The following is a 25,233-nucleotide window of genomic DNA, read 5'->3' as shown; positions in this document are numbered from 1 at the left end:
GACATGGTGAGATTTTTGCTGAACCGGCCCATTGCCGTCACCATGTCATTTTTGGCCTTGATGGTCTTTGCAGCGATCGCGTTTCGCTTGTTGCCGATTTCGCTCCTTCCGCCCATCGACGTGCCCCAGATCGTGGTCAAGGTCACCTATCCCAATGCCTCACCTGAATCCATCGAGCAAAATGTCCTCCGCCAAATCCGTGAGGGCCTCATCACGCTCAACGGACTCGAAGAAATGGAAAGCAAGGCGGGTTCGGAGATCGGCACGGTGCGGCTGACCTTTGACTATGGGGTCAAGATGGAGCTGGCCTACATCGACGTCAATGAAAAAATCGACCGACTGACCAATGCCCTGCCCAAGGATCTTCCCCGCCCTGAAGTGATCCGGATCAATACTTCAGACATTCCTGTAGCCAGGGTGCAGGTGGTGCCCAAAGAGGGCACGGACCCCGTGGAGGTGAGCTTACTGGCAGAAAATGTCCTGAAAAAACGGATCGAACAGCTTCCCGGTGTCTCGCTTGTGGATATCAATGGTAAGCGGGAGCGAATTATTTCCGTACAGCCCGATGAGCAAGCTTTGGCTGCCTTGGGCATGACGCAGCAAGAGTTGATCGATGCCGTCAAGGCGGGCAATGCCGAGCTCCCCGGCATCAGTGTCAAGGATGGGCAGTTTCGCTATTTTCTCCGCCTTGCTACCCGGGTGGACACGCCCAAAGACATCGAATCCCTTCCTGTTCGCTCCAAAAAAGGTGTGATTGTTCCTTTGGGTCGAGTCGCCAAAGCCCAATACGAAACCCGGGAAATGCTGGGTTACCACCTCTTTGGAATGAGCGAAGGGTTGGTCATCACGGTGCACAAGCAGGCAGCTGCCAAGATGAACGAGCTGATTCCGGAGCTGCGGAAATCCTTGGACCTCTTCCGCGCCGACTATCCTCAGGTGGACTTCGAACTCACCCAAGACCAAAGCAACCTGCTCAATGCGGCGATTTCCAACCTACAAACCAGCTTGCTCTTCGGTGGACTGTTTGCCTTTGGGATTTTGTTTCTGTTTATCAAAGACTTTCGCATTCCGCTGATCATGGGAATCAGCTTGCCCACTTCCCTGCTGATCAGTTTTCTGGTTTTTTACTTTTTCAACATTTCGATTAATATCATTTCCCTCTCCGGCCTGGCCTTGGGGATCGGGATGCTGATCGACAATGCGATCATCGTGCTGGACAATATCACCCGCAAGCGAGAATCCGGATTGCCCTTATTCGAGGCCTGTGTGCAAGGGGCCAACGAGGTGATGGGAGCTTTGATCAGCTCGGTGCTGACGACTTTGGCGGTATTTGTTCCGCTGGTGTTTTTGAGTGGAATTGCTGGGGCTTTGTTCTATGATCAAGCGGTGGCGGTAGCAGCTATTCTCTCTGTTTCCCTGTTGGTGGCGTTTATCCTCTTGCCCTTGCTGTACTGGATGATTTATCGGGTAGGAAAAAGGCAGGAGCTCAAAGGAGAACCTGCCGCTTTTCTCTGGGTTTTGAGGGGATATGAGCGAGGGTTTGACTGGATTTTTTCCAGGAAAAAAATCGCCCTTTTTTTCTTTTTGTTGCTGATTCCTTTGGGCTTGGGCTTGAGTTTGCTGCTGAAAAATGAAGGTCTTCCCCCCATCGAAAAGCCGGATGCGACCTTGGAAATCGACTGGAATGAGCCCATTTCCGCCGGTCAAAATCGGGACCGATTGCTCACGCTGATCCGCGAAATCGAAGGCTACACCCAAGCGGAAGCCGAGATCGGAGTTCGTCAGTTTTTGCTTTTTGACGGAGACAATTCCATTCAGAAATCACTCTTGTATTTGCTTTTCCCCTCCCAAGCCAAAAAAGAAGCGCAAATAGCCCTGCTTCGGGAGCGACTGGAAAAGGACTATCCGATGGCAAGCTATGTGCTCGGTGACGCCCCCAACGCGTTTGATCAGCTGTTCAGTTCCAATCAGCCTTACTATGAGGTGAGATGGAAAGATCTGAATTCCAAGAAACCGATTGCTGCTGAAAAGATGAAGCCTTGGCTGGAGACCTTTCCTTCGGAACAGTGGGCTCCCGGTCCGGGATTGCAGGAGGAGAGTTCGGTGGTGTTTTCCCTGTTGGCAGATAAGTTAGCCTTGTACCAAATCCCGGTAGAAGGGGTGCAGGAGCAGCTTAGTCGTTTGTTTGGGGTGTTTACGATCACAGATATCCGAAGATTTGGAGAGGTGACGCCCATCCGCCTCAAGGAAAGTCAGGATCGCTTTGAGGACCTGCTTCGCAATACCCGAATCTATGCTTCGGACAGTACTTCGTATCTGTTGAGTGAATTTGTGGATTACCGCTACGCCGATCAGTACAAATACGTGACGGCTGACCGGGGAGGAATCTATCAGAGTGTACAGGTAGAAGAAGAAAACCCCAACGCCAAAGCGAAGGAATACATTTCCTGGGGAGTAGCCAAAAACCTGGCTGTGGAGCTGAAAGGGCAATTTTTCAGAGATCAGGAGACCCTTCGTCAGCTGATCGGGATTCTGATCATTTCGGTGTTGCTGCTGTATTTTATTCTTTCGGCCCAGTTTGAGAGCTTTATTCAGCCGATGATTGTAGTGCTGACTTTGCCCTTGGGGATTGCGGGTGCGTTTTTGATTTTATTCTTAACCGGCTCATCGCTGAATGTCATGTCGGCAATTGGTTTGGTTGTGATGCTTGGAATTATGGTGAATGACGCCATTCTGAAAATCGATACGATCAATCGTCTGAAACAGGAATTGGGAGAAAATCCCAATTTATCCCGATCAGAAATTCTGGATATGGCGTTGCATCAGGCAGGAAAAATCCGATTGAAGCCGATCTTGATGACTTCGATTACCACGATCCTGGCCTTGATTCCGATTATTTTCAGTTCCGGATTAGGAGCAGATTTACAGCGGCCTTTGGTGTATGCGGTGATCGGTGGATTGACCGTGGGCACAGGTACAGCCTTGTATTTCGTGCCTTTGATGTATTGGGTTTTTGATTCGTTGTCCCATAAAACCGGTGTGCGATGACGAATTTTCGGGTACTGATCGCTTTTGTCGTGCTGGGGATTTTGGGCTTTGCCACAGTTCCTTTGCTGTCGGTAGATCTCAATCCCCGGGAGCGTGAACCTGTACTCACGGTCAGCTATGGGATTCCCCGATCTTCGCCCGAGCTGATTGAAAAATTGGCTACTTCTCCGCTGGAAGGTGCTTTTTCCCAACTCACCGAACTCAAGCAAATCACGTCGGTTTCTAATTACGATCAGGGAAATATTACGCTCCGATTTGATAAAAAGGCGGATATGGAGCTCAAAAAGTTTGAGGTATTGGCCCTGATTCGTCAGGTGTATCCCAAGCTGGACGAGCGTCTTTCCTACCCCAATGTGACACAAAGCGCGGAGTACCGAAGCGATTTCAAGACGCCGATTTTGACCTACAGTGTGAATGGGCCTTTTGCTTCCTTCGAGATCCGCAAAATAACCGAGGATGTGATCAAGCCTGCCCTCACCCGATTCGCAGAAGTGGAGGAAGTGCAGATTCGCGGAGCCAATGAGCTACAGCTCTTTGTGACCTTTGATGTGCAAAAAATGCAGTCGTTTGGCATCAGTAGATCCTTGCTCAATCAACAGATCAATCGGGCATTTGGGCAGCTGTATCCCGGCACCGTGTACAACAACAAAGGGGAAACGCTCTTTGTGACGGTAGACCGCAAGCTCAATCAGATCGACCAACTCGAAAACCTGATTATCCGCTCCATGGGAGGAATGGAAGTCCGACTCAAGGATGTGGCCACGGTCACCTTGGAAGAAGGTGAGCCGATGAGTTTTTACCGTATCAACGGCAATAATTCAGTGACCCTATCGGTTTACAATCGGGATGGGGTCAACAAGGTACTGCTGGCCAAAAACCTCAAAAATTCCATCGAATCAGCCAAAATCAACCTGCCTCCGGGCTTCGAAATCCGACTGGAAAACGATGACACGGAGTTTCTCGAGAAAGAACTCAACAAGATCTATAAGCGTTCGGGACTGTCTATCTTGATCCTGATCGCCTTTATTTTTCTGATCAACCGAAACTGGAAATACCTGAGTATTCTCTTTTTGGGGATCGTGATCAATGTGAGCCTGACGGCGATGATTCTGTATTTTCTTCAGGTGGACATTCATTTGTACACCATTGCGGGATTGACGATCAGCTTTGGACTCGTGGTGGACAATGCCATCGTGATGGTGGATCACCTGCACAAGTACCGCAATCGCCGGGTGTTCATGGCTTTGCTTGCGGCTTCCCTGACTACGGTGGCGGCATTGCTCTTGGTTTTACTTTTGCCGGAGGAGGATCGAAAAAATCTTACCGAATTTTCCATCGTCGTTTCGGTAATGCTTGGAGTTAGCTTGTTGGTTGCCTTGGTTTTTACTCCTGCTTTTTATGGCTTGCTTTTCAAAGAATCCGTGCAGCAGGGCCGAAAGCTTAAGCTTCCTCAGCTGAAAAAGCGGGTTCGCTGGCTACAGCGCTATGAAACTGGTATTGCCTGGACGGCCCGGTATCGAAAAAGCTTCCTAATGCTCGTCCTGTTACTTTTTGGAACGCCGATTTTCTTTTTGCCTGCCAAGTGGGGCGAGCGGGAATGGTATAACAAGACCATTGGCAATACTTTTTATCAGGAGGAAATCCGCCCTTGGGTAGACAAGGCCTTGGGTGGCACCCTCCGGATGTTTGTGAGAGGAGTGTATGAAAAAAGTGTGTACCGGGAACCTGAGAAAACCCGATTGTATGTCTCTGCCCGACTTCCTTTTGGAAATACCCTGGAGCAGATGGATTTTATCATGCGGGAGTTTGAGGAATACCTCAAAGGCGTGGAGGGAATCGATCAGTTTGTCACCTATGTGCGCTCTGGGCAAAGTGCACAGATCATTATCACCTTCAAAGAAGCCTACGAAAAAGGGGCTTTGCCCTATCAGCTCAAGGGGAAACTGTCCGTCAAATCTACCGACTGGAGTGGGGCGCAGTGGAATATCTACGGAGTGGGACAGGGTTTTTATACCGGTGGGGGAGGAGAGGGGATTCCTTCGTTTCGGGTGCAGATGAAAGGGTACAATTTTGATGAACTGGAGCGTCAGTCGGATATTTTGGCCGAAAAACTCCTGCAGCACAAACGGATTCAGACGGTCAATACCAATGAGCGACTGAGTTACAACGAGCAGAAAACCCAGGAATATGTGTTGCGGTTGGACCAAAATCAGATTGCCTTGGGCGGTACGAGCCAATACGAAATCCTGAATACCCTTCAGGACTTGTCCAAGCCTCAGGGACCAAGCGGCTATTTGACCATGGCAGACAAAAACTATGGATTGATCCTGAGAGAGCGGACTTCGGGTAACTTCAGCAAGTTTGATCTGGAGAAAAGAGGGCTGATCAGCGGAGAGGATAAGATTCTGAAAGTGGCTGATTTTGGTGCCCTTAATCTGGAGAACACCACCAATGCCCTGCACAAGGAAGACCGGCAATACATCCGGGTGGTGTCCTTTGAATACATGGGTTCGGCCAAGTTTGGCAATGAGTACCTGGAGCAGGTTTTGGAAGAGATGAAAGCCCAAATGCCCATCGGCTACGAAGCCAAAAAGCAGGAGTGGGGCTGGAATTTTGAACAAGCCAAAAGGCAGTATGGATTGTTGGGACTTCTGATCGTGGCAATTTTCTTTATCTGCACCATTTTGTTTGAGAATTTCCGACAGCCCTTTTTCATCATGTTTTTGATTCCGATAAGTTTTATCGGATTGTTTTTGATCTTCTCTATGGGAGGATTCAACTTTGACCGGGGAGGATTTGCCGCATTTGTGATGCTTGGAGGCTTGGCGGTGAATGCTGGGATCTTTATTCTCAATGATTTCAACAATCGCCCCAAGGGGACATTTAACCGGAACATTCTCAAATCAGTGGCAGGGAAAGCGATTCCGATTTTGTTGACCGTGCTGTCTACCTGTTTTGGCTTGGTGCCGTTCATTATGGATGGTCAGAATGAGGTGTTTTGGTTTTCTCTTGCCGTAGGGACGATCGGAGGATTGGTGTTTAGTATGGTGGGAGTGTTTTGGATTTTGCCGGTGATGATGTGGAGGAAGGAGCGAAAACTAGGGATAAAATAAAGTACTTAGTTCTTCGGCACTATTTTTCAATAAGTAATACGATTAACCCAAAAAGACATGTTTAGATCCATTTTGTATGTAGGCATCCTTGGCCTAGTCGCTGTTGGTTGTAGTAGCCAAAAGGATGATATGAAAAGTTCCGGTTTTGAAGCGGAGCTGGTGTTGATTGACTCGGTCATGGTCGATTCTTTTCTCGAACTTTCTTTGGCTGCGGTGGACCCGGCCGATGGTAGGATGATTTTCAAAGACCGATTTCTGGAACATATTCTTTTGACAGAATTCAATGGGAGTATTTTGGATACCCTAGACTTAAAAGGAGAAGCTCCTAATCAGGTCGCTTTCCCAGTTGAATTTGTTTTTGATAAAGGGAAATTAATTGTAAGAGATTTAGAAGCAGGAATGTCTTTGAATTTTTTCAATGATGAATTCATGAAAATAAAGGTAAGCCCTTCCATAGCCCAAGGCTTCAGTTATATCGAGATCAATCCGTTTTGGGTTACCTTTTCGGCATTTCAATCAAATGGAAAGAGTCTTTTCGTAGGTGCTGAGCCCAATGGGATGGAACCTGGATTGATGACTGAGTCTTGGCAGAAAGCTGAATTTTATTCTGAGGCAAAGACCGGATATGTGTATGATCCGGAATTGGATTCACTCTGGAGATTCAATGCCTACCCAGATACTTGGGAGCCCAAGAAAAACGGACTGTGGAAAGGCTATGCATTCCCATTTGTAAAATCCTTGGGAAGAGATCATTTAATAGGAGTTTTGCCTCGAATTGGAAGTCAGTTTTTCCTTTATCGTTGGGAAAATTCAAAAATGGTTTCTGTGGGAGAAACCCGCCTCAGCCATCCTGATCGAAATGATCAATTGGAATTTGACCCAAAAGACGATGATTTTCTCTATCCAAATTTCAGTGATCTGAAGAGTGGGGGGAAATATTTTTTTATCCAATTTCATACGGAGATTCCTAAATCAGTTCGGGATGAGTACCGAGCAAGAATTCCTAATTATCGGAATAATCCGGAATTCAATGAGGCATTTAAAAAATACTTTAAGTACAAGTATATTCTGGTAAATCATTTAGGGGAAAGTTATCCCTTGAGGAATTTGCCCATAGAAGGAACCGTCCATCATCTTGATCAAAATGATGTGCTATACATCAAACCCAAATCCGAAGTAGAAATGGATTACAATGTTTTCTACCGATACCAAATCAAGTCGATAGATTAAAGCTTTTGGCTGCAGCAGGATCGATTTTTTCGTTTAAAAGGGTATTTTCCTTTTTCAAACTCAACCTATTTCCCCTATGAACTATCCTGATTCCCGCCGGGATTTTATGAAAAAAGCGGCTTTGGCCACCGCCGGAGCCAGTTTGTTGCCGTTTTCTTCTTTTTCGGAAGTCAAAAGGAAAAACAAACTTCCCGCCTGGAAAGGCTTCAATCTCCTGGATTTTTTCTCTCATAATCCTGATCAAGGAAGACCAACCAAACCGGAATATCTCAAATGGATTGCAGATTGGGGCTTTGATTTTGTCCGGGTTCCGATTTCATATCCCTCCTATTTGAACATCGATCGCAGCAGACCGATTCGGCCGGATGAGGTATTGAATTTTGATGAAAGCCGATTGGAAAAAGTAGATGCACTGGTGGAGCGGGCCATCAAGCATGGTCTGCATGTGAGTTTAAACCTACATCGCGCTCCGGGATTCTGCATCAATGCGGGATTTGAGGAGCCGTATAACCTCTGGAAAGATCAGGAGGCTTTGGAAGCCTTTTGTGCGCATTGGGAAATGTGGGCCAAGCGCTACCGTGGGATTTCCTCCAAGAAACTCAGCTTTGATCTGGTGAATGAACCGTTTCAGCGGGAAAATCCGAATGACCAACACAGTCCCGGTGGCCCGGTAGATGCGGCGGACTATTATCGGGTGGCCAAATCGGCTTTGGAAACCATCAAATCAGTCAAGAAATCCCGGTTGGTCATTGCGGATGGCAATGGAGGTGGAGGAATAGCCGTACCGGAATTGGCCGATTTGGACTTGTCGCAGAGTTGTCGTGGGTATCATCCTTTTCCGATTTCCCACTACAAAGCCAGCTGGGTCTATAAAGATCCGGAATCTGTGCCATCGGTGGATTGGCCTTTGCAGCAAGGGGAGAATTCACTTGATATTGATAACATCCGAAAATACTATGCTCCATGGAAAGCCTTGATTGACCAGGGAGTTGGGGTCCACTGTGGGGAATGCGGCTGCTACAATCAGACGCCCCACGAGGTGTTTTTGGCGTGGTTTGGAGATGTCCTGCAGGTGTTGAAAGAAATGGAAGTGGGCTTTGGAATCTGGGAGTTTTCCGGAGCTTTCGGGGTGCTCAATTCCGGCAGAAAAGACGTGGTTTACGAAGATTGGTATGGAGAAAAGCTCGATCGGAAGTTTTTGGAGTTGTTGAAGGCGCAGATTTAGGTGCTAGGGATTTTATTTTTTCGCTTTGTCATATAAATAAAACTTTCAAACGATTAATCTTATAAAAATGAGATTATGGTAAAATTGATTTTTGCGTTTGCTTTTTCACTCATCCTATTCAGCTGCAATTCTTCCTCTGACTTGATTACCTCCCAGACCAAAGAAGTTCAGTTCGAATTGCTAGATTCCTTGGTGGTAGAAACACTTTCCGAGCTTTATTTGGTTGGGAAGCAAGAGGAATCGGGTCGGTATTTGTTCAAGGATAAGTTCGTAAATGATATTTTACTGACTGATTCGAAGGGAAAAATTATTGCAAACCCAAAACTGAAAGGGGAAGGTCCAGACCAAGTCGCTCAACCTTGGGATCTCGCGTTTGCGGGAAATGAAATTGTGGTAAAGGAGTTTTCTCCAGAAATGAGAATCCATTTTTTTGACCCATCTTTTAAAAAGCGGAGCGTATCTGATCCACTGGCAGCGGGGATGAATTCCTTGGAAATCGCTCCCCAACGAAATGTGATTTCCTCGCTTTCATACCGGGGAAAGAATCTAGTGGCTGGTTCGGATGCCAATGCCATTCTACCAGAGCTGATGGGCGAGAGTCAAAAAAATGTAGGGTTTTATACTAAAGCTCAAGGTGGATTTGTGCTGGACGCCAATTCAGGTAAAATTTCTAAGCTTAATCTTTATCCGGACTCTTGGCAACCTAAAAAAGAGGGAGAATGGGTTGGCCCGGCATATCCATTTTTAGCAGCGAGCTCCAAAAGTAATTTAATCGCTGTTTTACCAAGAATCGGAGATCAATTGTTTTTCTTCCAACTTGAAAACAATGAGCTGGTTCCCAAGGGCGAAACTTTGATCAACCATCCTGACCGCAAACGGGGCCTTCGTTTTAATCTGGAAGATGAACCTCTGCTGTATCCAAGCTTTTTTGATTTGAAAGCTGGGGGCAGTTTGTTTTTAGTTCATTTCTATACAGAGGTTCCTAGAGAATCCTATTTGACGATGAAAGCACAAGGGAAAGCAACTACTAAAAACCCAGAATATGTGGATCTCTTGAAGGAGAATAGGAAGTCAAAATATATCCTTGCAGACGGAAAGGGAAATCAAGCTCCGATTTCCACACTTCCTCTCGAAGGACAAATCCACTTTATGGATTCTGATGATGTGATTTACATCAAGCCAGATTCCAAGAAAGAAAGAGATTACAATGTGTTTTACAGGTATAAAGTCAAGCTTTGAAACGTGCTCGCTAGGACTTGTCAATGGCGCAGGTTTGAATTTTAAGTGAATTACTTTTAAAGAAAAATCATGTCCGATATTTTAAAAGTGAATTTTAAAATATCGGGCATGAAAAAATCATAAAAAATTGATAATCAGTTGTTTTTTGATTTCGATGATGAAGATTTGAATCTATTTTAAACGTATATCCGCTTTCTTACCAGTATCAAAAAAACTACGGCTAATTGACCGCTAAAAGGATCAGAATCCGGAAGCTTCGGTCTTCGGTCATCGGTCTTCCAACCAGCTTAACAAAGAAAATAAGGCAACTGGCATAATTGCGGACAATCATACTATTTTAAATAGCTTTATTGGTAGACTTCATCCCTGTAAATCTAAAATCGAATTTTAGATTTACAGGGATAAGTTTTTTATAAATAGTTGAAAAACAGCAGAAAGACCTTCCAGGTTTTCAAAACCTGGAAGGTCGGCACTTCCAACAAAAAAATCCCGAACACTTCCATGTCCGGGACTCAATCTTTGTGCTGAGCAGAGTCGAGGCATCAAATCTCAAACTTATAAATCAAACCTTACTCGGCTCCGGATGCACCCAAGGTCCTCGATAAGGTCTTCGGAGCTTGGCAGTCGCTTCGGGATCGTTGAGCACAGTCATGGTTTTGGGATCATAGCGAAGCGGTCGGCCTCCGAGCTCCATGGAGATATTGGCTAGGATACAAGACGCTGTGGAGATATGACCATCTTCTACGTCTGCCACTGGCACCAAATCCTTCTCGATTGACTCAAGCCAGTTTTTCATATGAAGTCGGGTAGCAGGAGCTGCATTGAGCTCGATCCGGTCTTCGGTCACATCTTCTGGATATTGCTCTCGTTCAAAAACGCAGTCAAAATGGATTTTTTCTGCCTTAGTATCATAAGGGATATAATCAGCCTGCATGGTACTGCCTGCGAGCATTCCGTTTTCCCCATAGATCTTGAAGGACCATGGATATTCCGGGTCAGGTGCATTGCCCCAGGTACGGTGCTGCCACACCACTTGTAGCTCAGGAAATTCAAAAATGGCAGTCTGTGTATCGGCGATGTTGGATTTACCTTCCTTTTGGACGTAAATCCCCCCAGTAGACGTGATCTGAGTTGGCCAGCCGAGCTTCAGCATCCAGCGAACGGTGTCCAACATGTGCACACACATGTCGCCGGTAATGCCGTTGCCGTATTCCATAAAGGTTCTCCACCAGCGAATATGCGGCAATCCATCGTAGGGACGCATCGGCGCAGGTCCAGTCCACATTTCGTAATCGAAAAAGTCAGGGACAGGCTCCACGGCAGGATTTCCATTGGCTCGCATGTGGAAGTAGCAGCAAACTTCGGCATGACTGATTTTGCCCAACTTGCCGGTATCAATGATTTGTTTTTTGGCCTCGATCAGGTGAGGCGTGCTTTTGCGTTGGGTTCCGATTTGGCATTTGCGATTGTACTTTCGGGCTGCAGCCAATATCGCTTCTCCTTCGATCACATCGACTGAAATCGGCTTTTGCAAATAGACATGAGCACCGGATTTCAAAGCTTCGATGGCCTGAAGCGCATGCCAGTGATCCGGCGAACCGATCAGCACAAGGTCGCATTTGTGTTTCTTGAGGAGTTCGCGGTAGTCTCCAAACAGCTCAGGAACTTTCTTGGATTTTTGGCGCTGGGCGACGAGGTCTCCTGCGGCTTTGAGCAGATTTTTATCGACATCGCAGAGCGCGACCACTTCTACATCGGCTACTTGGATCAGTCGAAAAAGGTCGGATTTGCCATACCAACCCGTTCCGATCAGGGCGACTTTGAGCGGGCCTTCTGCGTCTTTGAAGTCCATGCCAAACAGGCCAAAACTGGCCAAAGTCATCATGGCGCTGGAGCCTTTGATGAAATCTCGTCGATTCAGTTGATTCATAGGTTTTTGGGTTAAGGAGTGAGGGTTTCAAGATACAAAAAGGAAGATCAGATACAAACCTACCTTGGATAATCGGATCAGATATGGACCTGACAGGAATTATCTCTTTCCGGGGTGGTAGACCCGGACTGCACTTTTCAGGACTTGATCCTTGTCTAAGGTCATGGGTTTTAGTTCACGGTTGACAAATCGTTCCATCTGATCGGCATAGTGGGGCGATTCGGGCCGGTTGCTCGCACCATAGACATTGATGGACTCGAGGATGGGAAGCCCTTCCCCGAATCGGACCATCAGAATGTAGGATTCTCCCTGTACGGCTTTTCGGCGGCCGTTTTCCCAAGGGGTAGATCGAATCGCTGCCAGCACATCATCCAATCCCCAAAGCGGAAGGGATTTTTCTCCCCTTACGAGCCGCTGATAGTCTCCGAGTGCCACCAATTCTTTTCCAAAATAGGTTTCAAAATGCTTCTTCGCCTCTCTCAATCCCTGCACGGCTTCTTCTTCGGTCAGCACGGTTTCAAAACTTCTTCCAGATTTGGCAAACTCATCCCACCAATAGTAATACACAAAGGCAAAAAGGGCGGCTCCTTCACTGTCGGCGGAAGCTTCCTTGTTCCAGTTTATCAAGGCCTTGATCTGCTTTTCTATTTCTGGATAGGCAGCCGAATCCAGCCCAAAGAGTGAACTCAGATCCGTGCGGAAAGCCAGGTTCTGAGGCAAGGTCTGGTCAAACTTGATTCTCTCAAATTGATCCCAGGAAATTCTTCCCGTATCGGGCATCAATTCCCGAAATCTCAGGGAACGGTTGTTGTCCCGGAGGTCAAAGCCCATTTCAATGGGGTAATTTTCCGGGAAAAGATTGTCCTCAAATGCAGAGGCTTTGAAAGGAGAATGGTTGGTGTTGTAAAGGCAGCCGGAGGGAGGGTTGACTTGTTGTGGGAGCTCGGCGAAAGAATGGTATTCTGTCCAAAGGGTCTTTTTAGTATTGCCCGGGACTGTTCCGCTGTAATCAAAACCAGGAGTTCGCTTGGGCAAAAGTCCATTGCTGACATAGAAGATCGTGTCGTATTTGTCAGCATAGACGGTATTGAAATTGGTGAGTTGCATGGAGGACATGGCAGCTTTCCATTCGGAGAAATTCTTCGCCTTGTTCATTCTCCACCACTGCTCGGGTGCTCCGACTCGGTCCAAAGCTCCAAACCGAATCGCAAAGGCGCCTCGCTCGGTAACCAAGGTAGGCCCATAGATCGATTTCCAAACTTTTTTCGGGACGGGCAAGGTAATCCAGTCCCACAGCCGGACTTTCAGCCAGACGAGGTGGGACTCCAATTCCAGCCACTCTCCGTCCACGCGATATTCGTCCCCGTCTTCCGAATTTATTTCCAACTGGTACAGATCCAGAAAGTCAGGAGAATTCACCGTATGCGCCCAGCCCAAGTGTTCGTTTGCTCCGTGGAAAATCATCGCTCCTCCTGGAAACAATCCTCCCAGGATATTCCAGCCTTCTTCAGAATGGAGATGTGCCTCGTACCAAGCCACCGGCCCTTCGAGCGGTTGGTGGGAATTGATGGCTAAAAAGGCTTCTCCGGAATCTGTTCGGGTAGGGTGGATGGCGATCGCATTGGAGCCTTTGGGCAAAGTGTCCTCGGGAATTAAGTCCACATTTCCTCCCACGATGGCTTGAACTGCCCGATCTGCACCGGACATTTGGGCGAGGGAAAGGATGTAAGCGGAAATGATTTCTTTGGGATTGATCGGGAAAGCCGGGCCGTAGAGCACTTCCTCGGGATGATGATAAGCATAGTCATTGAGTCCGGCAGCGTAGCCTTCCAAGACTTTTTTGAATTCCGGAGAAAAGCTGGAGTCGTACTTTTCTCGGGCGATTTCCCGGGTTTCCAACAGGTGAACAAAAAAGTCAATTCCCGCACCCTGCTCTCCAAAAACGCGTCCAGCCAAAGCTTTTCCCGCCAAAACCGTCTTCTGAATGGTCTCAAAGTCATCTTCCGCATGAGCCCAAGCCAGTCCATAAGCCACATCGGCATCGGTTTTTCCGAATACATGCGGCACTCCAAACTCGTCTCTGGCGATTTCCACCTGTGCGGTATCCCAATCGGAAGGCCGGAGTACTCGCTGACATGAAAAGAGGATTGTGATTAGGATGGAAAGCGAAATCAGTTTTTTCATAATCGAAGAAATTCCAATGGGAAGGTAATGTTTAGAAGGAAAATCTTTTTCAAAATAAATGAATAAACTCTTTGAGCCGATGTTAAATAAATCTAACATTGTGTTAGAAATAAATAACATATTTAAATGAAAAATATCATTGCATTAGTGATCGTCCTATTTCTTGTTGCATTGACGGTATTGCTTTGGCTAGGAAAGGAAAGCCTTGGTGCAGAGGAGTTGATTTCCTTGGGGGTGATTTTGGCAATCGTCGGATTTGCTGTTTTTATTTTGATCCGACGAATCAAAAGCTGGAAAGCAGGAGAGCCCCAAGAGGATGAATTGAGCAAAAAGGTGATGTTGAGAACTTCCTCGCTTTCTTACTATGTATCGTTGTATTTCTGGGTCTTTTTGCTGTGGCTTAAGGATCGGGTAGCATTTGAACAGGAAGAGCTTTTGGGTACAGGGATTTTGGGCATGGCTGTAATTTTTGCCTTGAGTTGGGTGTATTTTCATTTTAGAGGGGTGCCCAATGACTAATCGGATCAAAGAATTCAGAATCCGTCAAGAGCTCACTCAGGAGGATTTGGCCAAGAAGGTGAATGTCCGGCGAGAGACGATCGTGTTTTTGGAGAAAAACAAGTACAATCCATCTCTGCGCTTAGCCTATGATTTGGCCAAAGTTTTTGAAGTGAGCATAGAAGAACTATTCAGTTTTGAAGATGAAAAATGAGAAATACCTGCCTATGTTTATTTCCGGAGGGCTTTTGCTAGGATTGATCGCAGGAGTGATTCTCGGTCTTCTAAATGGAGATTTTGGTCTTTGGCTCTCTTTGGGAGTAGGAGTCGGGATGGTGCTGGGAGCATTGACCTGCCTGTTTTTCTCAGTCAGAAAATGAGAAAGCCGACCATTTGGCCGGCTTTCGGGGGTGATTAAACACTTTTCTCTATCCTTTTTAAGGGAGTCAGCATTTACTTATCTGAACTCATAATCCACTCCGCTCACCTGAGTCAGCAAGGTGGCCGGGACATCAAGTGCCACGGCAGAATTGGGAGGTGTTGGGGTAACAGGGGAATTTTTGGCCAAATAGCTTTTCATCGCTTGATGCAGGGTGAAAGGAGTATTTTCGGTTTCTTTTACCCCACGGAATCTGCACAGCATGTCATCGGGATCTCCATCCCGCTCACAGGCACAGATTTTATATGTTTTCTCGAAGTCAAGTGCTTGGCCATTGACCACGGCAGACTGTACACGCTGACCTTCTTCTCCAAAGGCATTGAACTTCACTTCCATTCCTTTGAACTTGATCACCCAGCCTCCGAATCGCTTGGAAGCATCGGCGGCGAAGACGTTATTGAGTTCCCTTTCGAGCCATTCTTTGATCTGTTTTCCGGTAACTTTCCCGGTTCGGATCGTACTGTCCACAGGAAGCATGTCGAAAATGAATCCGTTGGTAATCGGAATATTTCCGGTCTGATCCGGAGTGGATCTTGGTGGGCAGAATCTGAATCCATTGGAAAGGACGATGTCCACATCCGGAACTTGCCAATTGATCGCGTCGAGGATCATGGTGTCGATCGTATTTTCGATCACGAAGTAGCGATAGAGTGGGATGGTACTGTAGCCAACCACTTTCTGGATATCCTCCAGATAGGGGCCTTCATACTTGGCAATGATCTGATTCATTTCTTTGGATTCGGGATACTTTTTGGCATCCACTTCCAGGAGTTCGTAGCGGTCGCCGACCACCTTTCCGTTTTCGATTTTCAGTTCCAAGTTGCCGACAAAGGATCCGAAAGCTCCAGGCTCTACCACCTTGGCATATTTCGCCTGAATGGGTTTTCTGACTCGCTCGTGCGTATCTCCTCCCAAAATGTAATCCACTCCCTCGCAGGCAGGCAAATTGGCCAAATGAATTTGCTGGGACAGCCCCAAGTGGGCTACAATGGCTACGAAGGCACATTTTTCCTGATTTCGCAGCACATCCACGTAGTGAGCCAGGTTTTCTTCCGGCTTGGTGTAAATGATTCCTTTGCTGTAGTTTGGCGATTGACGGATGGGCACCAAGTGGTCGGTGTACCCCAAAAAGCCGATTTTCACCCCATTGACCGTCCAGATGTGGTAAGGAGGGAAAATGAGTTCGCCTTTTTTTCCTTCACCCAGGTCATGATACATATTGGCGCAGACCTTTGGCGCTGTCAAAGATCCCATGAGGTGCTGCATGGATTTTTTGTAGTAAATCACTTCCCAATTGCCGGGAAGGTAAAGGTCATAATCTAAGGCATTTAAAATAGGAACCATGGCCTCGCCGGTAGTTTTCACCGACAACTCCGATCCTTGAAACATGTCCCCGGTATCGATCAGGAAGCTGTGCTTCATTTTTGCTCTATGCTGATCCAGGAAAGTTTTTAGGTGAGCATACCCGCCTGTTTTTCGGAAGACTGATTTCCCATTTTCCCAAAACAGCTCATCGTGTGCATGGATCTGGCAATGTACATCCGTAGTCTGAAGAATGTTGAGGGTGAAAGAGGAAGAAGTTTCATTTTGGGAGTCAATAGAATCTGAAGAAGCATTGGCAAATGATACCAATCCTGTACTGGCTCCCAAGGCTCCGAGTTGGGCAATAAATTTTCTTCTGGAGGACTTCATAGGTTTACTTAGGGCTTATTTGGGTGATTAACATTAGCTTAGATAAGAGAATACTTTTCCAAACTGCCCGAAAAATAGGAAGGACTTTAAACTTAAATCGGTGACAGGTGTCACAAAACGCCAAAAAGGATCCCAAATCTGGAGATCCTTTTTGGAAAACAAGTGGAAAATCAAAAAGGATTACTTGGCTGCCGTGAACTTGATCACCTCGTTTTTCATCGCAGGGATGGTCCTTAGATAGGCATAAATGGCTTTGATATCTTCTTCTTTCATTCCCGAGTACATGGTCCAGGGCATGAGAGAATTGAATTCACCTGGAGCTACTTTGGGATTTACATATCCTGAATCTGCATATTGCTTAAATCTTTTCACAAACATTTCCTCGGTCCAATTTCCAATACCTGTTTCTGGATCAGGGGTAATGTTTGAACTGGTCACGAGTGAACCATCCGGAAATGGAAAACTTCTTCCTCCTGAAAAGGCTACCTCGGGTATAATCACTCCCTGAGGGCTTACTTGAGTGTGGCATTCGATGCAGCCACTTGCATTGACCAAGTATCCTCCGTAGGCGATTTGGTCAGATGGGTCAGGTCTTTTTACCATTTCTGCATTTTGGGGCATGGTTCGGAGGATCAGATTCACAGGGAAATCAGCTTCTGAATCAGGAATGTCGGATTCTATGGATGGCAGGGATCGTATGTAAGCAATGATGTCATAGATGTCTTCAGGATCCATTTTTCCATAATAGGAATAGGGCATCAAGGGAAACATAGGACGTCCATCATTGGTCACCCCTGTAGTAATCAGTCGAAAGAGTTCTCCGTCTGTATAATCCGAGATCCCAAAGGGCGTGATGTTTTTCGCATAAAATACACCGGGTAATCCCATAGAATGATCAAATCGATCTCCTCCAGCTCCAATTGTGCCCGGGGAAGGAGGTCCGGAAAACTGGGAAAAATCCCGCTTGGAGTGACAATCCATGCAGACTGTCACATGGTTGGCTAAATAGGCTCCTCGCTCTATTCGCTCAGGAGTGTACTCAATAGTGAGTTCAGGAGCTGGATTTACGTTGGGAAAAGCCAGTTGCAAATAGGCTACACCGCAAATCAATAGTAAAACAACAGCCCCTAGGAGGTAGGCGAAAACTTTAAAAATTTTGTTCATAGTGCTTTAAGTTGATTGTTGTAATTTAAACAACATTTTTTTGATAATGAATGAGTGAAAAGAATGAATGTATGGATAGGTCTGGATTTTTGATTTCTTATAAAAAATCTGACTCGCGGATTTTGAATGACTTTTGTGATTGCATACGGTTTGTATCTTGAAATAAAATTTTGAAATCAAGTAAAAACTCTTTCTATTTTCACAGGTCACAATCAACCAATCCCCTATGAAGAAAATATTTCTACTCATTTTCCTTTTGCCTCTCTTTTCAGCAATAGCACAGGAGCAGGAGGTATTGAAAAAACTGGATGCCAAAGCAGAGTTCTATGGTGACATCGCCAGAAAGATTTGGGCAAATCCGGAGCTCGGCTACCTTGAAACCAACAGTTCTGCTCTACTTCAAAAAACCCTTTTCGATGCAGGTTTCAAAGTGACCGCGGGTGTTGCTGAGATTCCTACTGCTTTTGTGGCGGAATATGGATCCGGAAAACCGGTCATCGGCATCATGGCTGAGTTTGACGCGCTGCCCGGTGTTTCTCAGGAAGCGGTTCCTTTCCGTAAACCAGTAGTCGAGGGTGGTGCAGGGCATGCCTGTGGTCACCATTTGTTCGGTGCGGCTTCGGTGGCCTCGGGGATTACCATTATGGAATGGATGAAAGAGAACAAAATCCAGGGAACCATCCGTGTCTATGGCACGCCAGCCGAAGAAGGGGGAGGAGGGAAAGTATACATTGCCAGGGCAGGTCTGATCAAAGATGTGGATGTGATGATCCATTGGCACCCAAGTAGTCAAAATGCCGCTGGAGCTACCTCCTCACTGGCAAATATTTCTACCAAATTCCGCTTTTACGGAGAAGCCTCCCACGCTGCAGCTGCACCAGAGCGAGGTAAATCATCTTTGGATGCTGTGGAGGCGATGAACTTCATGGTCAATCTGATGCGTGAACATGTGCCTCAGGAGACCAGAATGCACTATGTGATCACCAAGGGTGGTGAAGCTCCCAACGTGGTGCCGGCTTTTGCAGAATCCTATCATTATGTGAGACATCCTGACGCCATGGTGGTGAAGCAGATCTTTGATCGAATGGTCAAAGCAGCCGAAGGGGCCGCCTTGGGAACTCAAACCCGCATGGAATATGAAGTGATCAACGGAGTGTACAATCTCTTGCCCAATGAGACATTAGCCCGGATCATGCACAAAAATTTGGAGAAAATCGGTGGGGTAACCTATACTCCGGAAGAACGAAAGTTTGCCGAGGATATCATCAAAACGTATCCAGCGGGCGTCAAAGCCTCCCCAGATGATGCGACTAAGATTGCCCCATTTGTAGTAAGTGAAGAAGGCGGTGGAGGCTCTACCGACGTAGGAGACATCAGCTGGCTGGTGCCAACGGTCGGCCTTGGTACGGCTACTTGGGTTCCCGGTACTTCTGCCCATACTTGGCAGGCTGTAGCTGCCGGCGGGATGAGCATCGGACAGAAGGGTATGATCGTAGCTGCTAAGACCATGACTCTTACTGCCATGGACATTTTTAAAGATCCTTCGGTAACCGGAAAAGCGCTGGAAGAATTGAATAAAAGAAGAGGGGACGGTTTCGTCTATGAGGCATTGGTAGGGGATCGCTCTGCGCCACTGGATTATAGAAAGTAAATATTAACTTAATAGCTGATTTTATTAGGCTATGAAGTTCACCATCAATCCATTGTTGGGATTGCTTATTCTCATATTAGGAATAGGCAATCCCTTTTTTTCTTTTTCCCAAACTAAAAGAAGTACGCCTAAAATCGGACTAGTGCTCAGTGGTGGCGGGGCAAAAGGGATGGCACATGTGGGAGTAATCCGAGCCATGGAACAAGCCGGAATCCGTCCCGATTATATTGTGGGTACCAGTATGGGCTCTGTGGTAGGAGGATTATATGCTTTGGGGTATAGTGCAGATGAGTTGGAACAGATTATCCGCACGATCGATTGGGATATCATCATTTCGAATAGAGTCAGTTTTGAATCTATTTCATTCGAGGAAAAAGAGTATTACAATCGGTATGTGATCGAATTGCCCATGAATCAGGGGAAGGTGTCTTTGCCTTCAGGTCTGATTGAGGGGCAGATGCTTTCGGAGGTCTTGCACAAATACACCTGGCCCGCAAACAATATTTCGGATTTTGATGATTTCCCTATTCCATTTCGATGTATTGCTACGGATGTGAGCAATGCTGAACCGATTGTGATAGGCAGTGGATACCTGCACGATGCTCTGCGTTCGAGTATTGCAATTCCCACCGCATTTACCGCCTATCAGCTTGGGGATAAGCTGGTGGTGGATGGTGGTGTCGTTAATAATTTTCCCGTGGATGTGGTCAAGCAGATGGGGGCAGATATTGTGATCGGGGTAAATGTAAGTGATGAAGATTTTGTGAAATCTGAGGAGCTAGAGGGATTTGGCGCGATTCTGATGCAGATTGCCATGGCAAAGTCTCTGGATAAAACCCGTGAAAACATCAAAATCACGGATATCTACATCAAGCCAGAGCTTGGTCCGTATTCCACGGGTAGTTTTGGCAGCTTTAATGAGATACTCCAACTGGGAGATAAGGCCGGTGAGAAATTTTTTCCTGTTTTCAAAAATTTAGCCGATAGTCTAGGACTCAATCATCAAGTAAAGGGAATTGGTCTTGAAGTTGGGAGAATTAGAATTAACCAGATAGAAGTCCATGGAAATTCGATTTTTTCCAATGCTTTGATCGTTTCCAAGCTGGGATTGGAGGCTGGAAAGAAAGTTTCAAGGGATGAAATAGAAGAAGGAATCCGAAGGGTTTTTGGCATTAATGGATTTCACAGAGTGGATTATAGTCTTCGGTTTCTTGAGGGAGAAAATTACGATTTGGTTATTCGGGTGAAAGAGAAATCTTCCCGGCTTTTCAGCTTTGCCTTTCATTATGACAATCAATTTTCTGCAGGTGTATTATTGAATTATACCGCTCGGGATTTGATTGGGAAATCCTCCCGAACCGTATTAGTGGGAGATATTTCGGCCAATCCCAAATTCCGGGTGGATTATTACAAGTACCTCAGCGGAGAGAAAAAACTTGCTCTAAACGCCAGATACAATTACCTCAATCAGGAATTGCCGACTTATGAAGATGGAAAAGAAAAATCTCTGATCATTGAAAAAAATCAGGAAGCAGAAATTCAGTTGATTACCACCTCCTCTCTAAAAGAAGCCTGGTTTTTCGGAGGAGTATTTGAGACTTCCTCCTCCAAGGCCAAGCTCGATGCGGCTGTTCCCGATGAGCTGAAAAATATTTACCAATCCCATTTGGGGCTTAGGGTTCGCTATTACCGAAATTCCCAGAATGACCGCAACTTCCCGACTGCAGGTGCAGAAGGCTTGGTTGAGGGATTATATAATTTCAAAAATTGGTTTGGAATCAATCTCAATTCTGGAGTGGATACGCTCTTCCTGAATAGTGGTATTGGAATTCCGGCAGAGACTGTCGGTCAGATAGCAGACAATCTGACTCCTTCCGACTATTTCGTGATGTATTGGAGATACTCAAAATTTTTCCCTTTGAGTAAAAACTTTCAGGTTAAACCCAAACTTGCAGGCTCCCTTACCCTTTCCGATGATGATTCGGAGGCCATATTTCAGGACTTTTATGTGGGAGGACATCAAAATATCCGCTTCAATGACACCCGCTTTTGGGGATTGAATTATGCGGAGGTGTCTACGCCAAATTTTATAAAGGCCGGAGTGGATTTACAGTTTGTCCCAGTCAAAAAGATTTATTTGAGAGCAGGAGCCGATTGGATGGGTTACAGCAAGCAGTATCCGATTTCTGAAGAAAATTGGCCGGATAAGATTCTTCAGGATGACTACTATTTTGGCTATGGAGCAGATCTCTCCTACCAATCTATCTTGGGACCAATCACTGTTGGCGTGAGCAGCAATTCTACCGACAGGAGATTGAGAACCTACTTTTCCATAGGGTTTTCATTGAATTATACAGACCGGTAACGAATGCCCTATAAAAATTCCATTCGTGGAATATTAAGGTGTATTTCTTCTGGCTTTCTTAAAAAAATCTAAATTGAAACTTCGTATTCTCCCAAAATACCGAAGATCATGGATAGACGTAAATCACTCAAAATCATCGGTGGATCGGTGGCTGGAATTGCCGGGTTGGTTTTTGCCGACTGGAAATGGCAAATCGTAGACCGGGTGACCCATTCGGGCTTTTTCACCTTTGAGGAAGAAAAATTGATTTCTTCCATAGCTGAGATATTTATTCCGGAGGGATTGCCACCGATTTTGCCTTCGGCAGATGCTAAGCCCATCGGTGCACTGAGTACGGGCACAGATCAGTTTTTGATTAAGCTTTTTGAAAAATGCTATGAAAAAGAAGATCAGGACCTGATCAAAGCGCAATTGAAATCCCTAGGTAAGGCTGGATTTCTCGAGCTTTCTCAGGAAGAAAAAGAGAAAAGGCTCCTTGCCCTGAAAGATTCCGATGCTGAGGAGGAAAAGAAATTCTACAATCTCATGCGATCTAATACGGTCCTGGGCTTCACCACAGTCAAAGAAGTCATGGTGGAATACCGGGGCTATCAGGTAGCCCCCGGGTATTACAAAGGATGTGTAGATGTTCCTGCAGAAAAAGCCTAACCCTAAAAGACATGTTGCAAGATTCCAAAGATAAACGCACCTATGACGCCATCGTCATCGGCTCAGGGGCATCCGGTGGCTGGGCTGCCAAAGAACTGACTGAAAAAGGACTCAAAACCCTCGTTTTGGAGCGTGGCCGGATGGTACGCCATATCGAGGATTATCCTACTGCCTCCAAAGCTCCTTGGGAATTTGAATTCCGTGGCGTGGTGCCGATTGAAAAGCGCTCCGGAATCGGTGCCGCCAACTGGCAAAGGGAGGAGACCATGCACTGGGCTCTGGCTGAAGATGAGCAGCCCTACATTGAGGAAAAGCCTTTTCGTTGGTTTCGGGGTTACCATGTAGGAGGTAAATCCCTGCTTTGGGCTCGGGGTACGCAGCGCTGGTCTGATTTTGATTTTGAAGGGCCCGCCCGTGATGGTTATGCGGTGGATTGGCCTATTCGCTACAAGGACATGGAGCCTTGGTATACATATGTGGAGACTTTTGTGGGGTTTGCGGGCAGCCGGGATGGTTTGGATGTGCTTCCCGATCAAGTAGTGCAGCCCGGTTTTGAACTGAGCTGTGTCGAACAATACTATAAGGAAAAACTAAAAGAGCTATATGGTTCAGAGCGTCATCTGATCCAAGGCCGGTGTGCGCACCTGACTGATCCTCAGCAGATTCATAAAGATCAGGGACGCAACAAGTGCATGAACCAAAACATGTGCAACCGGGGCTGTGTCTATGGAGGCTACTTTTCGGCGAATGCGTCTACCTTGCCTTGGGCTGAAAAGACGGGAAATCTGACCATTCGGCCTGATTCGGTGGTAGAGTCCATTCTCTATGATGAGCAAAAAGGAAAAGCAATCGGCGTACGCGTGATTGATCGCCATACCAAAGAAGCGATTGAGTTTTATGCCAAAATCATCTTCCTCAATGCTTCCACGATCAATTCCAACGCGATTCTGCTCAATTCCAAGTCTTCAAGATTTCCCAATGGTCTTGGCAACGACAATGGTCTGATGGGCAAATTCATCACCTGTCACAACTACCGGGGAAGTGGCTATGCAACTTTCGAGGGGTTTCTGGATAAATTCAACGACGGACGAAATCCCGGTCACGCCTATGTGCCTCGATTCCGTAACGTCTATCGACAGGAGACGGATTTCCTCCGTGGCTATGCCATCGGGATGTCTGCCAGCCGTCAGTTGGACGGAAACGGGGAACTGATCGGAGATGCGCTACGCGACAGTCTCCTCAATCCGAAATATGGCCTTTGGGGCATGTCTGCCTGGATGCAGGGGGAAATGGTCCCGGATGAGTCCAATCACATGAGGCTATCTACCGAGGAAAAGGACAAATACGGCATTCCCAAAATCATCATGTCCGTGGAGTGGAAAGAAAACGACGACAAGATGACCCGGGACTTTGTGGAGCAGCAGACAGAGATGTATGAGCGCATGGGCTTCAAAAATATCAATGTGGTCGATCGGGGTTCACCTCCTGGATCAGATATCCATGAGATGGGTGGCGTACGCATGGGCAATGATCCGAAGACTTCCTTACTCAACAAGTACAATCAGCTTCATACTTGCAAAAATGTCTTTGTGACCGATGGTGCCTGTATGACGAGTGCAAGTACGCAGAATCCTACCCTGACCTTTATGACCTTGACTGCCCGAGCTGCTAACTATGCAGTAGAGGAATTGAATAAATTGAATTTGTAACCAGTTCCACGGATTTCACAGAAAAGAACACAGATTTTCACTGATTCAATCTGTGTGAATCAGTGATTTTATCTGTCTTAATCTGTGGGAAAAACACCCAAAAACCCATGAAGAAAAATTTCACTTTCCTGATTCTTGCCTTTGCTTGGATCTTCGCCCCGTTTGAGAGCCAAGCTCAGAAAAAAGGCGACCCGATGCTTCAGGTGCCCCTTGGCTTTGCTTCCTACACCTTCCGAAATCAATGGAAAAATGGCGTTCCTGAAGCGCTAGATATCATCCAGCAAATGGGATTTACGGAGTTTGAAGGAGGAGCACCCCAAGGCGTAAGTATCGAGGACTTCAAGAAAATGCTGGCTGATCGGGGGATTTCATTGCCTTCTACCGGCACAGGTTTCGAGCAACTCGAATCAGACCCTCAGGCAGTGGCAGACCGTGCCAAAGCCTTGGGGGCCAAGTATGTGATGTGTGCCTGGATTCCGCATAAGCGGGGGCAATTTTCCAAGGAGGATGCTGACCGCGCGATCAAAGCCTTCAACGAGGGAGGCAAAGTCTTAAGAGAAAATGGGATTACCTTCAAGTACCATGTGCACGGCTATGAGTTTCAGCCCTATGGCAAAGGAACTTTGTTTGATTACTTGGTAGAAAACACCGATCCGAAATACGTCTCCCTGCAAATGGACGTGATGTGGACGCATTTTGGGGGAGGAGATCCAGCGGCATTATTGAAAAAATACGGGAAAAGATGGGTTTCGCTTCACTTGAAGGATTTCAGAAAAGGCGCTCCCAAAGACATGACCGGCCTGACCGGCCCAGAAAATGACGTGCCGCTTGGAGAGGGTGAACTGGATTTTCCTGCCATCCTTCGTGAAGCCAATAAGATCGGGATCAAGCACATGTTTATCGAGGATGAAGGGGATCATGAGTTGGAAGCTTTGCCGAAGAGTATCGCTTATCTGAGAAGCTTGAAATATTGATGTGGTCGGGTGCAACTTTTCCAAAGTTTCAAGCTTTGGAAAAGTTCATTCTTGAATAGAACTGGAATTTTTTAAATCTCAATCAGTGAGTTGTAATCCTTTTTAATAGGTTGATGATCAGGGT

17 protein-coding genes are annotated in these 25,233 nt (G+C 46.5%); 13 read left to right on the top strand and 4 right to left on the bottom strand.

Annotated features, from left to right (window positions below; all coding sequences use genetic code 11):
* Positions 1–3: 3 nt before the first annotated feature.
* From DDT91_RS09405 to DDT91_RS09385, 5 genes are all read left to right on the top strand, one after another.
* Positions 4–3,048, top strand: a complete 3,045-nt coding sequence (locus DDT91_RS09405) for an efflux RND transporter permease subunit (RefSeq protein ID WP_187175917.1) — start codon at positions 4–6, stop codon at positions 3,046–3,048.
* On the top strand, positions 3,045–6,161 hold the full coding sequence (locus tag DDT91_RS09400; protein ID WP_187175916.1) for an efflux RND transporter permease subunit: 3,117 nt from the start codon (positions 3,045–3,047) through the stop codon (positions 6,159–6,161). Before DDT91_RS09405 ends, DDT91_RS09400 begins: the two co-directional genes overlap by 4 nt.
* A 57-nt stretch (positions 6,162–6,218) precedes the next feature.
* Entirely contained in the window at positions 6,219–7,391 is a 1,173-nt protein-coding gene (locus tag DDT91_RS09395; protein ID WP_187175915.1) for a hypothetical protein, read from the top strand.
* Positions 7,392–7,467: 76 nt separating this feature from the next.
* The gene (locus tag DDT91_RS09390; RefSeq protein WP_187175914.1) at positions 7,468–8,616 is read left to right on the top strand and encodes a glycoside hydrolase family 5 protein; all 1,149 of its coding nucleotides are present in this window, start codon (positions 7,468–7,470) and stop codon (positions 8,614–8,616) included.
* A 75-nt stretch (positions 8,617–8,691) separates the two neighbouring features.
* Positions 8,692–9,855 (top strand): hypothetical protein, encoded by a 1,164-nt coding sequence (locus tag DDT91_RS09385; protein WP_187175913.1) that lies wholly within the window; start codon positions 8,692–8,694, stop codon positions 9,853–9,855.
* 562 nt (positions 9,856–10,417) lie between these two features.
* Here the strand turns inward: DDT91_RS09385 and DDT91_RS09380 are convergent.
* Both DDT91_RS09380 and DDT91_RS09375 read right to left on the bottom strand, forming a co-directional pair.
* A complete protein-coding gene (locus DDT91_RS09380; protein ID WP_187175912.1) occupies positions 10,418–11,785 on the bottom strand; it encodes a Gfo/Idh/MocA family protein in 1,368 nt (455 codons plus the stop codon).
* A gap of 99 nt (positions 11,786–11,884) precedes the next feature.
* A complete protein-coding gene (locus DDT91_RS09375) occupies positions 11,885–13,969 on the bottom strand; it encodes an acylase (protein WP_187175911.1) in 2,085 nt (694 codons plus the stop codon).
* A 126-nt stretch (positions 13,970–14,095) separates the two neighbouring features.
* Between DDT91_RS09375 and DDT91_RS09370 the strand changes: the two genes are divergently transcribed.
* From DDT91_RS09370 to DDT91_RS09360, 3 genes are read left to right on the top strand one after another with little or no spacing between them, the layout of a single operon-like run.
* Complete coding sequence (locus DDT91_RS09370) at positions 14,096–14,488, top strand: hypothetical protein (RefSeq protein ID WP_187175910.1); 393 nt, start codon at positions 14,096–14,098, stop codon at positions 14,486–14,488.
* The gene (locus DDT91_RS09365; protein WP_187175909.1) at positions 14,481–14,681 is read left to right on the top strand and encodes a helix-turn-helix transcriptional regulator; all 201 of its coding nucleotides are present in this window, start codon (positions 14,481–14,483) and stop codon (positions 14,679–14,681) included. The genes DDT91_RS09370 and DDT91_RS09365 overlap by 8 nt, the downstream gene beginning before the upstream one ends.
* On the top strand, positions 14,671–14,847 hold the full coding sequence (locus DDT91_RS09360) for a hypothetical protein (protein WP_187175908.1): 177 nt from the start codon (positions 14,671–14,673) through the stop codon (positions 14,845–14,847). The genes DDT91_RS09365 and DDT91_RS09360 overlap by 11 nt, the downstream gene beginning before the upstream one ends.
* Before the next feature lie 77 nt (positions 14,848–14,924).
* Here DDT91_RS09360 and DDT91_RS09355 read toward each other — a convergent pair whose 3' ends face one another.
* Positions 14,925–16,598 carry a bifunctional UDP-sugar hydrolase/5'-nucleotidase gene (locus DDT91_RS09355; RefSeq protein WP_187175907.1) on the bottom strand — a complete coding sequence of 558 codons (1,674 nt, stop codon included), beginning with the start codon at positions 16,596–16,598 and terminating at the stop codon, positions 14,925–14,927.
* A gap of 180 nt (positions 16,599–16,778) precedes the next feature.
* On the bottom strand, positions 16,779–17,762 hold the full coding sequence (locus DDT91_RS09350) for a cytochrome c (RefSeq protein WP_187175906.1): 984 nt from the start codon (positions 17,760–17,762) through the stop codon (positions 16,779–16,781).
* Between the two features lie 226 nt (positions 17,763–17,988).
* Here DDT91_RS09350 and DDT91_RS09345 point away from each other — a divergent pair, with 226 nt between their 5' ends.
* From DDT91_RS09345 to DDT91_RS09325, 5 genes are all read left to right on the top strand, one after another.
* Positions 17,989–19,413, top strand: coding sequence for an amidohydrolase (locus tag DDT91_RS09345; protein WP_187175905.1), 1,425 nt, complete (start codon positions 17,989–17,991; stop codon positions 19,411–19,413).
* Between the two features lie 31 nt (positions 19,414–19,444).
* Positions 19,445–21,778: a patatin-like phospholipase family protein gene (locus tag DDT91_RS09340; RefSeq protein WP_187175904.1), complete on the top strand. Its 2,334-nt coding sequence runs from the start codon at positions 19,445–19,447 to the stop codon at positions 21,776–21,778.
* Positions 21,779–21,886: 108 nt separating this feature from the next.
* Positions 21,887–22,426 carry a gluconate 2-dehydrogenase subunit 3 family protein gene (locus DDT91_RS09335; protein WP_187175903.1) on the top strand — a complete coding sequence of 180 codons (540 nt, stop codon included), beginning with the start codon at positions 21,887–21,889 and terminating at the stop codon, positions 22,424–22,426.
* A gap of 11 nt (positions 22,427–22,437) precedes the next feature.
* The gene (locus tag DDT91_RS09330; RefSeq protein WP_187175902.1) at positions 22,438–24,135 is read left to right on the top strand and encodes a GMC oxidoreductase; all 1,698 of its coding nucleotides are present in this window, start codon (positions 22,438–22,440) and stop codon (positions 24,133–24,135) included.
* A 107-nt stretch (positions 24,136–24,242) separates the two neighbouring features.
* Positions 24,243–25,109 (top strand): sugar phosphate isomerase/epimerase, encoded by an 867-nt coding sequence (locus tag DDT91_RS09325; RefSeq protein WP_187175901.1) that lies wholly within the window; start codon positions 24,243–24,245, stop codon positions 25,107–25,109.
* Positions 25,110–25,233 lie beyond the last annotated feature (124 nt).

It is taken from the genome of Algoriphagus sp. AK58 (genome assembly GCF_014324365.1).
GTDB lineage: Bacteria > Bacteroidota > Bacteroidia > Cytophagales > Cyclobacteriaceae > Algoriphagus.
This window is presented reverse-complemented; position numbering and strand designations above follow the sequence as displayed.

Bases quoted from the DNA above. Each gene is read 5' to 3' on its own strand.
- DDT91_RS09340 (WP_187175904.1), top strand. From the start codon at position 19,445: ATGAAGTTCACCATCAATCCATTGTTGGGATTGCTTATTCTCATATTA.
- DDT91_RS09325 (WP_187175901.1), top strand. From the start codon at position 24,243: ATGAAGAAAAATTTCACTTTCCTGATTCTTGCCTTTGCTTGGATCTTC.
- DDT91_RS09370 (WP_187175910.1), top strand. From the start codon at position 14,096: ATGAAAAATATCATTGCATTAGTGATCGTCCTATTTCTTGTTGCATTG.
- DDT91_RS09365 (WP_187175909.1), top strand. From the start codon at position 14,481: ATGACTAATCGGATCAAAGAATTCAGAATCCGTCAAGAGCTCACTCAG.
- DDT91_RS09345 (WP_187175905.1), top strand. From the start codon at position 17,989: ATGAAGAAAATATTTCTACTCATTTTCCTTTTGCCTCTCTTTTCAGCA.
- DDT91_RS09375 (WP_187175911.1), bottom strand. From the start codon at position 13,969: ATGAAAAAACTGATTTCGCTTTCCATCCTAATCACAATCCTCTTTTCA.
- DDT91_RS09335 (WP_187175903.1), top strand. From the start codon at position 21,887: ATGGATAGACGTAAATCACTCAAAATCATCGGTGGATCGGTGGCTGGA.
- DDT91_RS09350 (WP_187175906.1), bottom strand. From the start codon at position 17,762: ATGAACAAAATTTTTAAAGTTTTCGCCTACCTCCTAGGGGCTGTTGTT.
- DDT91_RS09355 (WP_187175907.1), bottom strand. From the start codon at position 16,598: ATGAAGTCCTCCAGAAGAAAATTTATTGCCCAACTCGGAGCCTTGGGA.
- DDT91_RS09380 (WP_187175912.1), bottom strand. From the start codon at position 11,785: ATGAATCAACTGAATCGACGAGATTTCATCAAAGGCTCCAGCGCCATG.
- DDT91_RS09405 (WP_187175917.1), top strand. From the start codon at position 4: ATGGTGAGATTTTTGCTGAACCGGCCCATTGCCGTCACCATGTCATTT.
- DDT91_RS09330 (WP_187175902.1), top strand. From the start codon at position 22,438: ATGTTGCAAGATTCCAAAGATAAACGCACCTATGACGCCATCGTCATC.
- DDT91_RS09395 (WP_187175915.1), top strand. From the start codon at position 6,219: ATGTTTAGATCCATTTTGTATGTAGGCATCCTTGGCCTAGTCGCTGTT.
- DDT91_RS09385 (WP_187175913.1), top strand. From the start codon at position 8,692: ATGGTAAAATTGATTTTTGCGTTTGCTTTTTCACTCATCCTATTCAGC.
- DDT91_RS09400 (WP_187175916.1), top strand. From the start codon at position 3,045: ATGACGAATTTTCGGGTACTGATCGCTTTTGTCGTGCTGGGGATTTTG.
- DDT91_RS09360 (WP_187175908.1), top strand. From the start codon at position 14,671: ATGAAAAATGAGAAATACCTGCCTATGTTTATTTCCGGAGGGCTTTTG.
- DDT91_RS09390 (WP_187175914.1), top strand. From the start codon at position 7,468: ATGAACTATCCTGATTCCCGCCGGGATTTTATGAAAAAAGCGGCTTTG.